Annotated in this window: 12 protein-coding genes and 1 pseudogene; 9 read left to right on the top strand and 4 right to left on the bottom strand. The window is 74.7% G+C overall.

Annotated elements, in window-relative coordinates; all coding sequences use genetic code 11:
• Positions 1–17: 17 nt before the first annotated feature.
• The 3 genes and pseudogenes from JOE68_RS18985 to JOE68_RS18975 all read left to right on the top strand — a co-directional run.
• A pseudogene (locus JOE68_RS18985) lies at positions 18–908 on the top strand (glycosyltransferase family 2 protein); the annotation flags it as partial.
• Between the two features lie 233 nt (positions 909–1,141).
• Positions 1,142–3,634 carry a glycosyltransferase gene (locus JOE68_RS18980; protein ID WP_204843644.1) on the top strand — a complete coding sequence of 831 codons (2,493 nt, stop codon included), beginning with the start codon at positions 1,142–1,144 and terminating at the stop codon, positions 3,632–3,634.
• Complete coding sequence (locus JOE68_RS18975) at positions 3,627–4,724, top strand: glycosyltransferase family 4 protein (RefSeq protein WP_204843643.1); 1,098 nt, start codon at positions 3,627–3,629, stop codon at positions 4,722–4,724. Before JOE68_RS18980 ends, JOE68_RS18975 begins: the two co-directional genes overlap by 8 nt.
• Before the next feature lie 115 nt (positions 4,725–4,839).
• Here JOE68_RS18975 and JOE68_RS18970 read toward each other — a convergent pair whose 3' ends face one another.
• A complete protein-coding gene (locus JOE68_RS18970; RefSeq protein WP_204843642.1) occupies positions 4,840–4,998 on the bottom strand; it encodes a hypothetical protein in 159 nt (52 codons plus the stop codon).
• 119 nt (positions 4,999–5,117) lie between these two features.
• Between JOE68_RS18970 and JOE68_RS18965 the strand changes: the two genes are divergently transcribed.
• Complete coding sequence (locus JOE68_RS18965) at positions 5,118–5,558, top strand: Imm1 family immunity protein (protein ID WP_204843641.1); 441 nt, start codon at positions 5,118–5,120, stop codon at positions 5,556–5,558.
• 35 nt (positions 5,559–5,593) lie between these two features.
• Here the strand turns inward: JOE68_RS18965 and rfbD are convergent, their stop codons facing one another.
• Both rfbD and rfbB read right to left on the bottom strand, forming a co-directional pair.
• Complete coding sequence (rfbD, locus tag JOE68_RS18960) at positions 5,594–6,484, bottom strand: dTDP-4-dehydrorhamnose reductase (protein WP_204843640.1); 891 nt, start codon at positions 6,482–6,484, stop codon at positions 5,594–5,596.
• 1 nt (position 6,485) lies between these two features.
• A complete protein-coding gene (gene rfbB / locus JOE68_RS18955; RefSeq protein WP_204843639.1) occupies positions 6,486–7,475 on the bottom strand; it encodes a dTDP-glucose 4,6-dehydratase in 990 nt (329 codons plus the stop codon).
• Between the two features lie 171 nt (positions 7,476–7,646).
• Here rfbB and JOE68_RS18950 point away from each other — a divergent pair, with 171 nt between their 5' ends.
• From JOE68_RS18950 to JOE68_RS18940, 3 genes are all read left to right on the top strand, one after another.
• Positions 7,647–9,176 (top strand): LCP family protein, encoded by a 1,530-nt coding sequence (locus tag JOE68_RS18950; RefSeq protein WP_204843638.1) that lies wholly within the window; start codon positions 7,647–7,649, stop codon positions 9,174–9,176.
• Positions 9,177–9,258: 82 nt separating this feature from the next.
• Positions 9,259–10,419, top strand: coding sequence for an LCP family protein (locus tag JOE68_RS18945; RefSeq protein ID WP_204843637.1), 1,161 nt, complete (start codon positions 9,259–9,261; stop codon positions 10,417–10,419).
• Between the two features lie 80 nt (positions 10,420–10,499).
• Positions 10,500–11,195, top strand: coding sequence for a TIGR03089 family protein (locus JOE68_RS18940; RefSeq protein ID WP_204843636.1), 696 nt, complete (start codon positions 10,500–10,502; stop codon positions 11,193–11,195).
• A 7-nt stretch (positions 11,196–11,202) separates the two neighbouring features.
• On the opposite strand, the gene JOE68_RS18935 is transcribed toward JOE68_RS18940, so the two are convergent.
• On the bottom strand, positions 11,203–11,616 hold the full coding sequence (locus JOE68_RS18935) for a DoxX family protein (protein ID WP_204846176.1): 414 nt from the start codon (positions 11,614–11,616) through the stop codon (positions 11,203–11,205).
• A gap of 136 nt (positions 11,617–11,752) precedes the next feature.
• Here JOE68_RS18935 and JOE68_RS18930 point away from each other — a divergent pair, with 136 nt between their 5' ends.
• Both JOE68_RS18930 and JOE68_RS18925 read left to right on the top strand, forming a co-directional pair.
• Entirely contained in the window at positions 11,753–12,091 is a 339-nt protein-coding gene (locus JOE68_RS18930) for an ArsR/SmtB family transcription factor (RefSeq protein WP_204843635.1), read from the top strand.
• Positions 12,081–12,566 (top strand): SRPBCC family protein, encoded by a 486-nt coding sequence (locus JOE68_RS18925; RefSeq protein ID WP_204843634.1) that lies wholly within the window; start codon positions 12,081–12,083, stop codon positions 12,564–12,566. The genes JOE68_RS18930 and JOE68_RS18925 overlap by 11 nt, the downstream gene beginning before the upstream one ends.
• Positions 12,567–12,735 lie beyond the last annotated feature (169 nt).

The following is a 12,735-nucleotide window of genomic DNA, read 5'->3' as shown; positions in this document are numbered from 1 at the left end:
CGATCCCCAACACGACGGTGGTCGTGGTGACCTGGCGCGGGCGCGCGCACATCACCGCCTGCCTGGACGCGCTCGCCCGGCAGCGTCCACATCGGACGCTCGTGCTGGACAACGCGTCCGACGACGGCACCGCCGAGCTGGTCGCGCGCCACCCCAGCGCGCCCCGGACCGTCCGGCTGCCCCGCAACCGGGGCTACGCGGGCGCGCTGGCCGCCGTGCTGCCGCTGGTCGGCACCGAGTACGTCGCCTGGCTCAACGACGACGCGGCGCCGGACGAGGGCTGGCTCGCGCGCCTGGAGGACGCCCTGGCCGCCGACCCGGGCGCCGCGGCGGCCACGGCGGCGCTGCTGCTGGGCGACGGCTCCACCCAGTCCGTGGGCGTGGCGCTGACCGCCGACGGCCACGGCGCGGACCTGACCGAGGCCGGCCGCGAGGTGTTCGGCTTCTGCGGCGGGGCGGCCTTGCTGCGCACCGCGGCGCTCAGGGCGGTGGGCGGCGTCCCCGGCGACTTCTTCTGCTACTACGAGGACACCGACACCGCGTGGCGGCTGCGGTTGGCCGGCCACCGGGTCGTGTCCGCGCCCGCCGCCCGCGCCCGCCACCGGCACGGCGCGAGCACCGACCCCGGCTCCCGCCGGTTCCACCGCTGGAACGAGCGCAACCGCCTGCTCATGCTGCTGCGCTGCGCCCCCGCGCGGGTCGCGCTCGCCCAGCTGCTCCGGTTCGCCGCCCTCACCGCCGTCCTGCCGACCCGCCCCGGTCCGAAACCGGCCAACTTCCGGTTCCCGCTGCGCGCCCGGGTGCTGGCGGAGGTCCTGCTGCGGCTGCCGGCGACGCTCGCGCAGCGGGTCGCGATCGGCCGGCGCGCCACCGTCGCCCGCGCGGCGGTGTGGCGCGAGTGGGCGGGCCGCCCGGCGACGCCCTCCCCCGGACCCGCCGCTCCGCTCCCGCCGATCGAGCCGGACGAGCCGGACGAGCCGGACGAGCCGGACGAGCCGAGCAAGCCGGACGAGCCGAGCGAGCCGGGCGCCCGTGGCGGACCGCACCCGGGCGATCACGGCGCGCCCACCGGTCCGGGCGGCGGGGAGCCGTCGGGCACCTGAGTGGGACCCGCCGGACGGGCATGAGGCAGGCTTAGCGCGTGGAGCGAGCGAGCCTGCCCGACGTGTCGGTGGTCGTGGTGAACTACCGCGGGGCCGACGACACCATCACCTGCCTGCGCGCCCTGTTCGCCGACCTGTCCTACCCGGCGGACAAGCTGCAGGTCGTCTGCGTGGACAACGCCTCGGGCGACGGCAGCGCGGACCGCATCCGGGCCGCCGTCCCGCGGGCCCTGGTGGTCGACGCGCCGGACAACCTCGGCTTCGCCGGCGGCTGCAACCTGGGGGTCGAGCACGCCACCGGCTCGGTGCTGGCGTTCCTGAACAACGACGCCCGGCCCCACCCGGACTGGGTGCGCGCGGCGGTCGGCGTGCTGCGCGCCGAGCCGGCGGTCGGCGCGGTGGCGAGCAAGGTGCTGGACTGGGAGGGCCGCGTCGTCGACTTCGTCGACGGCGGCCTGACGTGGTTCGGCATGGGCTACAAGCGGCACGCCGGGCAGCCCGACGACGGCTCGCACGACGCGCCCCGCGACGTCCTGTTCGGCACCGGCTCGGCGCTGCTGGTGCGGGCGGAGCTGTTCCGCGAGCTGGGCGGGTTCGACGAGCGCTTCTTCATGTTCTACGAGGACGTGGACCTCGGCTGGCGGCTCAACCTGCGCGGCTGGCGGGTCCGCTACGAGCCCACCTCGCTGACCTACCACAAGCACCACGCCTCGATGTCCGCAGTGGACAGCAGTCGCGAGCTGTTCCTGTTGGAGCGCAACGCCCTCGCCGCGCTGTACAAGAACGCCTCCGACGAGACCCTGGCCAGGGCGCTGCCCGCCGCGCTGGCCCTGGCCGTGCGCCGCGCGACCGCCCGCGGCGGGATCGACCCGACCCAGCTGGAGATCACCCGCCGGCCGGCCGACCCCGCCGACGACGCCGCGCCCGTGCCCGTGCCGCGGTCGGCCCTGGCCGGGTTCCTGGCGATCGACCAGTTCGTGGAGCTGCTGCCGGCGCTCGCCGAGTCGCGCGCGGTCGAGCAGGCCGCCCGCCGGGTGACCGACGCGGACCTGGTCCCGCTGATGCGCAAGGCGCTGGAGCCCGCGTACCCGCTGGAGCGCTACCTGGCCGCGCACGACGTGCTGGTGGACGCCTTCGGCCTCGACCGGCTGTACGGGCGGCCCCGCCGCGTGCTGGTCGTGACCGGCGACGCCATCTCCGAGAAGATGGCCGGCCCCGCGATCCGCGCGTGGAACATGGCCGACACCCTCTCCGGCGAGCACGACGTCCGCCTGGTGACCTTCAACCCGCTGTGCCAGCCGCCCGACGCGCCGTTCGACGTGCGGGGCATCCGGCCGCGCGACGCCGACCCGCACCTGGCGTGGGCGGAGGTGGTCGTGCTTCAGGGGCACGCCCTGGAGTTCCTGCCGCAGCTGAAGGCGCGGGGGTCGACCAAGATCGTGGTCTGCGACGTCTACGACCCGATGCACCTGGAACTGCTGGAGCAGGGCCGCGACAACACCGACGAGCAGCGCGCCAAGGACCTCGTCGGCGTCACCCGGGTGCTGGACAACCAGTTGCGGCGCGGCGACTTCTTCCTGTGCGCGTCGGAGCGCCAGCGGCACTTCTGGCTGGGCCACCTGGCGGCCATGGGCCGCCTCACGCCCGCGCTGTACGACACCGACCCCACGGTCAAGTCGCTGCTCGCGGTGGCGCCGTTCGGGCTGTCCGGCAAACCGCCGCAGCGCACCGGGCCCGGCCTGCGCGACGCGCTGGGCCTGGCCGCCGAGGACAAGGTCGTGCTCTGGGCGGGCGGCGTCTACAGCTGGTTCGACCCGCTGACCCTGATCCACGCCGTCGACCGCCTGCGCGGCGAGCACCCCGACGCGCGCCTGGTGTTCCTGGGCATGAAGCACCCCAACCCCGAGGTGCCGGACATGGACATCGCCGGCCGGACGCGGGCGCTGGCCCGGCGCCTCGGGCTGGTCGGGTCGCACGTGTTCTTCAACGAGACGTGGGTGCCCTACCACGACCGGCAGAACTGGCTGCTGGACGCGGACTGCGGCGTCACCACGCACTACGAGCACGTGGAGACGACGTTCGCGTTCCGGACCCGGGTCCTGGACTACCTGTGGGCGGGCCTGCCGATCGTGACGACCGACGGCGACTCGTTCGCCGACCTGGTCTCCCGCGAGGGCCTGGGCGTGGTGGTGCCCTCCGAGGACCCGGGCGCCCTGGCCGCCGCGCTGGCGAAGGTGTTGTACGACGCGGACTTCGCGGCGGCCTGCACCGAGCGGATCGCGGCCGTGCGGGAGCGCTTCACGTGGGAGGCGGCGCTCGCGCCGCTGGTCGACTTCTGCCGCAACCCCCGGCCCGCGACCGACCGCCTGCCCGGCGTCGCGCCGATGGTGCGCAACCGCCCGCTGGGCCGCCGCGAGAAGCTCCAGCGGGACCTCCGGCTGGTCCGCGAGTACCTCGACCAGGGCGGGGCCGCCGAGGTCGCCAAGCGCGCCACCGGCCGCGTCCTGAAGAAGCTGCGCGGCGATGGCTGAGCCGCTGCGGGTGCTGATCGACGGCACGCCCCTGCTGGGCCACCGCACCGGGATCGGCCGCTACACCTCGGCGCTGGCCGAGGAGCTGGCGTCGATGCCGGCGGAGGTCGAGGTGCGCGCGGTGGCGTTCACGCTGCGCGGGTGGCGCGCGCTGCGCACCGTGCTGCCGCACGAGGTGGTGGCGCGCGGCCTGCCGGTGCCGGCGCGGCTGCTGCGCCGGTTCTGGCTGCGCGGCCCGTTCCCGCCGGTGGAGCTGCTGGCCGGCCCCACGGACGTCATGCACGGCACCAACTTCGTCCTGCCGCCCGCCGTGCGGGCCGGCGGCGTGGCCACCGTCCACGACCTCGCGTTCCTGGACTCGCCGCAGGACCTGCCGCCCTCCGACCGGCGGCTGCCCGAGCTGGTCCGCCGGTCCGCGCGGCGCGCCGACGTCGTCTGCACCCCGACCCACGCGGTGGCGGGCGTCGTCGTGGAGCGCTTCGAGGTCGACCCGGACCGGGTCATCGTGACGCCGCTGGGCGTCGACCCGGCGTGGTTCGCCGCCCGCCCGCCGTCGCCCGGCCTGCGCGCCCGCCTGGGCCTGCCCGGCGAGTACCTGCTGTTCGTGGGGGCCGACGGCCCGCGCAAGGGGCTGCCGACCCTGCTGGCGGCGCACGCGGCCGACCCGGCGCTGCCGCCGCTGGTGCTGGCCGGCCCGGGGCGGGCCGGCGCGGACGGCCGCGTGCTGCGCACCGGGTACCTGAGCGACGTGGACCTGCGCAGCGTCGTGGCCGGCGCGGCGGCGCTGGTGCTGCCGTCCCGCGACGAGGGCTTCGGCCTGCCGGTGCTGGAAGCGCTGGCCTGCAACGTCCCAGTGGTGTGCACGGACGTGCCGGCGCTGCGGGAGGTGGCCGGCGGCCACGCCGCGCACGTGCCGGTCGGCGACGCCGAGGCGCTGGGGCAAGCGCTGGCCGACGCGGTGGACACGCCGCCGGACCCGGCGGAGCAGGCGGCCCGGCGGGCGCACGCGGCGGAGTTCACCTGGCGGCGCACGGCGGAGAAGACCCTGGAAGCCTACCGACTGGCCGCCGACGCCCGCACCCGGCGCTGAGCCCGAGCGGCCCGCGGGCCCCGGACCTCCCGGCCCCGAGGCGCCGCACCGCCCGCCGGGCGGCGGGAGCGCTGACGGTCGGCCCGGCGGGGCGCTACGAGGTCCGCACCGGGTGCTACGAGGTCCGCACCGGGCGCTCGGCCGCGCCGCCGCTGAGGGTGGTCCACGAGACCTGCTTGGACCCCGTCACCGCGCAGACGCGGCGCAGGAACCGCTGGCGCTCGCCGTCGGCGCGCTGCGCGGCGGCGTCGGGAAGTCGCCCGGGCTCGGACATGGGGGAAAGGTTCCCGCACCGGCCGCGCGCGGGACCAGTGCGGCGGCCCGGCTCCACCCCAACGGCCCAACGCCCGTCCCGGGTGGTCACTCCCCGCGTTCGCTGCGATGATGCCGGCCATGAGCTTCACCGCCGTGTGGCCGATCAGCGATCCGGACGACACCGAGGCCGCCGACGAGATGACCGTCGACAGCCCGCAGGACGTGGACGCCCTGCTGCGCCGCCTCGCCGAGCCCGGCGCGGGCCCGGCGGTCGTCGAGCACCGGGACCGCCCGCTGATGGACGACGTGGAGGGCCTGCTCGGCGAACCGGGGCGGACGAGGATCCCCGACCACGACGTGGCGGCGGCCGTGCACGGCGGCTACGGCTACCTGACCTACGCCGACCCGGACCACGACTACTCGACCCTGCGCGGCGAGCCGGGTTCCCCCGGGTACCGCTCGGAGTACGTCGACTTCCCGGCCGGCTCGGGCGTGCCGGTCGAGGCGCTGGCCTCGGCGCTCAAGGACTTCCTGGCCACCGGCAGGCGGCCGACCGGCGTGGGGTGGCGGCCCGCCTGAACCCGGGCCGCCCGTTCCCCTGCGCCGCAACGGGTTCAGGGCACCGCGCGGGCCGCGAACGCGGCGCCGAGCGCCTCCCGCCACGGCCGCAGCGGGGTCAGCCCCGCCGCCGCCCACGCCGCGCCGGACAGCACCGAGTACGCCGGGCGCGGCGCCGGGCGCGGGAAGTCCGCGGTGCCGCACGGCCGCACCCGCTCCGGGTCCGCGCCCAGCTCGGCGAACACCGCCCGCGCGAACCCGCACCACGTGGTCTCGCCGCCGCCGGTCGCGTGCAGCACGCGGGCCGCCGGGCCGCCGCGCGCCACCAGGCCGGCCAGCTCCACCAGGCCCGTCGCCAGGTCCAGCGCCCACGTCGGCGACCCGCGCTGGTCGTCCACGACGGACAGCACGTCCCGCTCGCCCGCCAACCGGGCGATCGTCTTCACGAAGTTCGGCCCGCCCGCGCCGTAGACCCAGGCGGTGCGGACGACCCAGGACCGCTCCCACTCCCGGAGCACCCGCCGCTCCCCCGCCAGCTTCGTGCGCCCGTAGGCCGAGCGCGGCCCCGTCTCGTCGTCCGGCTCGTAGGGCCGGGTCGCGTCGCCGGGGAAGACGTAGTCGGTCGACACGTGGACCAGCGGCACGCCGTGCTCGCGGCACGAGGCCGCCAGCAGGCCCGGACCCGCGGCGTTGACGGCGAACGCGCGGTCCTCGTCGGTCTCCGCCGCGTCGACCGCCGTGTACGCGGCGGCGTTCACCACGACCGGCCGCGCCCCGCCGTCCCGCGCCGCGGACGCGAACGAGGCCACCGCGTCGGACACCGCCGACGCGTCGGTCAGGTCCAGCTCGGCGGACGACGGCGCGTGCACCAGGGCGCCGGCCGGGGCCGCCGCCACCAGGTCGTGCCCGAGCTGCCCGCGACCGCCCGGCACCAGCAGTGCGATCACGTCAGACCGCCGACGCCGTGCGCTGCTTCAGCGGCTCCCACCACGCCCGGTTGTCCCGGTACCACTCGACGGTGGCGGCCAGGCCGGCGGCGAAGTCCACCCGCGGCGCGTAGCCCAGCTCCGCGGTGATCTTGGTGATGTCCACCGAGTAGCGGCGGTCGTGGCCCTTGCGGTCGGGCACCGGCTCCACCGCCGACCAGTCGCGCCCGGTGGCCGCCAGGAGTCGCTCGGTCAGCTCGCGGTTGGTCAGCTCGGTGCCGCCGCCGATGTTGTAGACCTCGCCGGCGCGCCCGCCCTCCAGCACCAGCTGGATGCCGCGGCAGTGGTCGTCCACGTGCAGCCAGTCGCGGACGTTGAGCCCGTCGCCGTAGAGCGGGACGCTCCCGCCGGCCATGAGGTTGGTCACGAACAGCGGGATGACCTTTTCCGGGAATTGGTACGGCCCGTAGTTGTTCGAACACCGCGTGATGCACACCGGCAGCCCGTGCGTGCGGTGGAACGCCCGCGTCAGCAGGTCGGAGGAAGCCTTCGAGGCGGAGTAGGGGGAATTGGGCTCCAGCGCGTGCTCCTCGGTCCAGGAACCCTCCGCGATGCTCCCGTAGACCTCGTCGGTGGACACGTGGACGAACTTCGCCACGTTCGCCTCCAGGGCCGCTTGGAGCAGCGTCTGGGTGCCCAGCACGTTGGTGAGGACGAAATCGGCGGCCCCGGAGATCGACCGGTCCACGTGGGACTCCGCCGCGAAGTGCACGACCGCGTCCGTTCGGCCCATCAGCTCCGCGACCAGCGCGCGGTCGCAGATGTCGCCGCGCACGAACGTCAGCCGCGGGTCGTCGGCCACCGGCGCGAGGTTCGCCTCGTTGCCCGCGTAGGTCAGCTTGTCCAGCACCACGACCTCCGCGTCGGCGTAGGCCGGGTAGGCGCCGCCCACCAATTCCCGCACGTAGTGCGAGCCGATGAACCCGGCCCCACCCGTCACCAGCACGCGCATGGTCAATGCCCTTCCACAGCGGTCGTCCGCCCCGAGTCTGTCACGGTGTTAACCCGTGCAACCCACCGTGTCGTTACAGCGTCTCCCGTATCAAGGGAAAAAGGCAGGCCGGAACGCCGGCACGCACTAACCTTGACGTGGCAGCCGCAGTACCCGGGGGAGGCAGCACCAGTGGACACCCGTCCGCCCAGATCGGCCGCGCGTTCGGCTGCTCTCCGCACCGCAGTCGTCACCGGGCGCTCACTGCTGGCCCTCGCGTCGGCCGCCGTGCTCCTGGTCTCCTGGTACGGCTGGAGCTACCTGCGCACGCTGGACGAGGGGATCGTCACCACCGACGTCATCCCGTCCTCGGTCGCCGAGCAGGGCGCGGCCCGCAAACCGCTCGACGGCGCCATCGACATCCTGCTGGTGGGCGTCGACAGCCGCACCGACGCGCAGGGCAAGCCGCTCTCCCCGGAGGTGCTGGCGCTGCTCAACGGCGGTGTGGCGGACGGCACGCTGAACACCGACACGATGATCCTGGTGCACGTCCCCCAGGACGGCACGCGGGCGGTCGCCATCTCGTTCCCGCGCGACGCGCACGTCGACATCGCCGACGGGTTCGGCAAGCACAAGCTGAACTCGGCGATGGCCCGGCAGAAGAACGACACCGCCCAGCGGCTGCGCGAGGAGGGCGTCACCGACGAGGCGCGCATCGAGCGCGAGGCGACCCAGGCCGGCCGCCGCACGCTGATCAAGACGATCGAGGGCCTGACCGGCGGCGCGGTCACCGTCGACCGGTACGCCGAGGTCAACCTCGCCTCGTTCTACGAGGTGACCAAGGCCATCGGCGGCGTCGAGGTGTGCCTGAACACCGCCACGCGCGACTCCGACTCGGGCGCGGACTTCCAGGCCGGCCGGCAGACCGTCGAGGGCGCGGCGGCGCTGTCGTTCGTGCGGCAGCGCAACAACCTGCCCGGCGGCGACCTGGACCGGATCGTGCGCCAGCAGGTGTTCATCGGCGCGCTGGCCCGCAAGGTGCTCTCCACCGGCACGCTGACCGACTTCGCCAAGCTGGACCAGCTCGTGACGGCGGTGAAGAAGTCCGTGGTGCTCAGCGAGCGCTGGAACATCACCGAGTTCGCCGAGCAGATGCAGGGCCTGGTGTCGGGCAACATCCAGTTCCGCACCATCCCGGTGGGCGACCCGACCGACACGTGGAGCGACGGCAACGTGCTGCCGGTCGACCCGGCCGAGGTGCGCCGGTTCATCAAGGGCCTCGCCGCCGACCCGGCCCCGTCGACCGGCTCGACCGTGCCCTCCACCACACCGACCGGGCCGCCGCCGGCGGACATCACCGTGCGGGTGATCAACTCCTCGGGCCGGGTGGGGCAGGCCGGCACGGTGCTGGAAACCTTGGTGGACAAGGGTTTCCGCCGCGGCGAGGCCATCCCCGGAAACCCCTTGGACAGCACGGTCGTCCGGCACGCGCCCGGCGAGCGGGCCGCCGCCGACCGGGTGATCTCCGCACTCGGCGGTAACGCCGCGGCCGTCGAGGACGACTCCGTGCCCGGGGGCGAGGTGCGGGTCTTCGTGGGTGCGGACTACTCCCCCACCGACGAGTCCGACCCGGCTTCGGCGGACGGCGTCCCGAACGCGGTCGTGCCGACCAGCGCCGCGCCGCCGCCGATCACGGCCGACGGCGTGGTCTGCGTCAACTGAAGCGACAGCCGCCCGCCGGTGCTCGAACGGCGGGGGCGGTCGGCCCGACCGGGCAGCCCGCTGCCAGACGAGGAGGACCGCCGTGAAGGCCGCGGTGATCACCGGGCGCGCGCTCGTCGCGCTGTTGTCCGCGGCCGTGCTCGTGGCGTCCTGGTACGGCTGGAGCACGCTCAAGCGGGTGGAGCAGAGCGTCAACACCACGGACGTGCTGGCCGAGCTGTCCGACATCCCCAACGCGCCGCCCGCCGAGGACGGGGCGCTGGACATCCTGCTGGTGGGCAGCGACAGCCGCACCGACGCGCAGGGCAGGCAGCTGCCCGACCGCGTGCTGCGCGAGCTGCGCACCGAGGCGACCGACACGGTGAACACCGACACGATCATCGTCCTGCGCGTGCCCCGCAACGGCGGCGCGGCGCACGCGGTGTCCATCCCGCGCGACGTGTCCGTGACCATCCCGGACCACGGCGAGGAGAAGATCAACTCGGCGTACGGGCTCACCCGGTACTACACGATGGAGCGGCTGGCCGCCGAGGGCGTGCAGGGCCTGGAGGAGCGGTCCAGGCTCGGCGACCAGGCCGGGCGGCGGGCGCTGGTGCAGGTCGTGCAGGACCTGACCGGGGTCCGGGTCGACCACTACGCCGAGGTCAACCTGTACGGGTTCTACCTGCTGACGCAGGTGATCGGCGGCGTCGAGGTGTGCCTGAACCAGGCCACCAGCGACCCGGACTCGGGCGCGGACTTCCGGGCGGGCGTGCAGACCGTGTCCGGCGGCGACGCGCTGGCGTTCGTGCGGCAGCGCAAGAACATCCCCGGCGGCGACCTGGGCCGGATCACGCGGCAGCAGGTGTTCCTGAAGGCCGCCGTCGCGCAGCTGCTGTCCGCCGGGACGTTCACCGACCAGGCGAAGCTGACCGGGCTGCTCGACGCGATGTCGAAGTCCGTGGTGGTGGACGAGAAGTTCGACCTGTCGACGCTGGCCGCGCAGGCGCGGAACCTGGCGGGCGGCAGCGTGGAGTTCACGACCATCCCGGTGACCGGGGTGGGGGCGCTCAACGAGCGCGGGCAGAGCGTGGTGACCGTGGACCCGGCGCAGGTCAAGGCGTTCGTGGCGCAGGTGCTGGGCGAGAAGACGCCCGCGCCCGCCCCGACCAGCTCCGCGCACGGGTTCGGCGGCGACCGGGTCGTGTCGCTGGACGGGCCGCGGCGGCAGCTCGCGGCGCAGGGCCCGCCCTGCGTGAACTAGCGCCACCGGCCGACCGGGACCGACCGACCGGGGCCGACCCCGGCGGGGCCGGGCCGCCGGGGGATGGCAGGGTAACCGGCATGACCGTCACGGAAGTCCTGTTGACGCCCCTGTTCGCCGCCGGTCCCGGCAACCCGCTGATCACCCACTACGACGACGCGGCCGGCACCAGGGTGGAGCTGTCCCGGGCGACGATCGGCAACTGGGCGGCGAAGACGGCCAACTGGCTGCGCGACGAGCTGGACGTCGAGCCGGGCGACCCGGTGGCCGTGCTGCTGCCCGCGCACTGGCAGACCGCCGGGGTGCTGCTCGGCGCGTGGTGGTGCGGCGCGGCGGTGACCGACGACCCGGCGGGCGCCAAGGTGGCGTTCGTGCCGCCCGGCGGTGCCGCCGCGGGCGCCGGGACGGTCGCGACGGTCTCCCTGCACCCCATGGGGCTGGGCTGCGGCGCCCCCGTCGACTACGTGGACGAGGTGCGGGTGCACGGCGACGAGTTCATGCCGTGGTCGCCGGTGCCGGGCTCGACGCCCGCCCTCGGCAGGTCCACTGTGGACGAAGTGGTCGCCGAGGCGCGGCACCGGGCCGCGGTGCTGGGCATCGGCGCCGGCGCCCGCGTGCTGTCGACGCTGGAGTGGGCGCAGCCGGACGGCCTGCTCAACGGCTTCCTGGCCGTGCTGGCGGGCGGCGGGTCGTTGGTGCAGTGCAGCAACGCCGATCCGGACCTGCTCCCCGCTCGCCGCGCCGGTGAGCACACCACGCTCGACCTGGTCGGCTGAGCCCGCCTCAGACCGCGGCGGGCCGCCTGCGCCGGATCAGCCGGTCGACGGTGAGCGAGCCGCCGTTGAAGCCCAGCGCGATCGCCGCGACGCCGAGGACGAGCACGAGCTCGTAACCGCCCTGCCCGAGCAAACCGTTGGGCAGGTGCACGATGATCAGCGCGCCGAGCATGTCCAGGGCGAGCAGGACGCCGACGACCGGCAGCGCCGCGCCCGCGATCAGCAGCGCGCCGCCGACGAGCTCGACGATGGCGGCGAACCACGCCGAGGCGGTGGGCAGCGGCACGCCCATGCCCTCGAAGGCGCGAGCGGTGCCGTCGAGTCCCCACTCGGTCACCTTCTGCCAGCCGTGCGCGAGGAACACCACGCCGACGCCGATCCGTCCGATGAGTGCCGCGACGTCGCGAACCATGTCGAAGATCCTTTCATCCGATGACCGGGACGCGGCCGACGTTATATGAGCATTCAACAACTTTCGGGGGCGCGCACGGGGTTGACAGCATCTCGACAGGGGCGTAGAAAACCGATCAGTTAGATAACCAAGTGGTTAGGCACCAATGGCAGACGACCCGCTGAGCACCACCTTCGCCGCCCTGGCCGACCCGACCCGGCGCGCCATCCTCGCCCGCCTGGCCGAGGGGTCGGCCACGGTGAAGGAGCTCTCCGCACCGTTCGCGATGAGCGGCCCGGCCGTGTCCAAGCACCTGCGCGTGCTGGAGCGGGCCGGTCTCGTCGTGCGCGGCCGGGACGCCCAGTGGCGCCCGTGCGCCCTCGACGCGGCGCCGCTGCGCGAGGTCGCCGAGTGGACCGACGGCTTCCGCCGGTTCTGGGACGACAGCCACCGCCGCCTCGACGCCTACCTGGAACGGATGAAGGAGCAGGAAGATGAGCGCTGACACCGCTTCCCGGTGGAGCACCCCGTCGGACGCGGAGGTCGCGGTCACGCGGACGTTCGACGCGCCGCGGCGGCTGGTCTTCGACGCGTTCACCAAGCCGGAGCACATCGTGCACTGGATGCTCGGCCCCGAGGGCTGGACGATGCCGGTCTGCGAGGTGGACCTGCGCCCCGGCGGCCGGTGGCACATGGTCTGGCGGCGGGCGGACGGCGCCGGGATGAGCATGACGGGCGCCTACCTGGAGGTGACGCCCCACTCGCGCACCGTGCAGACCGAGTCGTGGGGCGAGGACTGGGCGGAAACCGTGAACACGACCACCTTCACCGAGGACGGCCCCCGGACCACCGTCGTCCAGACGATGAAGTACCCGTCGACCGCCGCCCGCGACCGCGCCATGCGGACCGGGATGACCGACGGTGCGGACACCAGCTACGACCGGTTGGCGGAGTACCTGGCCGCGGTGTCGGCGCAGTAACCGGACCCGACCGCACCCCGAGGCTTCCGACGGCGGCGTACCCGACCTGCGCCACGACTGCCGGCCCGTCCACCGCGACCGGGCGAAGGCTTCGCCCGACCACGGGCGCGCACCCACGAGCCGCGCGCACGAGCCCGGCCCGGAAGCGCCCGATCGGGGTGAGCGGGCG

This window comes from Saccharothrix algeriensis (genome assembly GCF_016907655.1).
In the GTDB taxonomy this organism is placed as follows: domain Bacteria; phylum Actinomycetota; class Actinomycetes; order Mycobacteriales; family Pseudonocardiaceae; genus Actinosynnema; species Actinosynnema algeriense.
The sequence above is the reverse complement of the archived record's forward strand: the minus strand, read 5'-3'. Positions and strand labels throughout refer to the sequence as shown.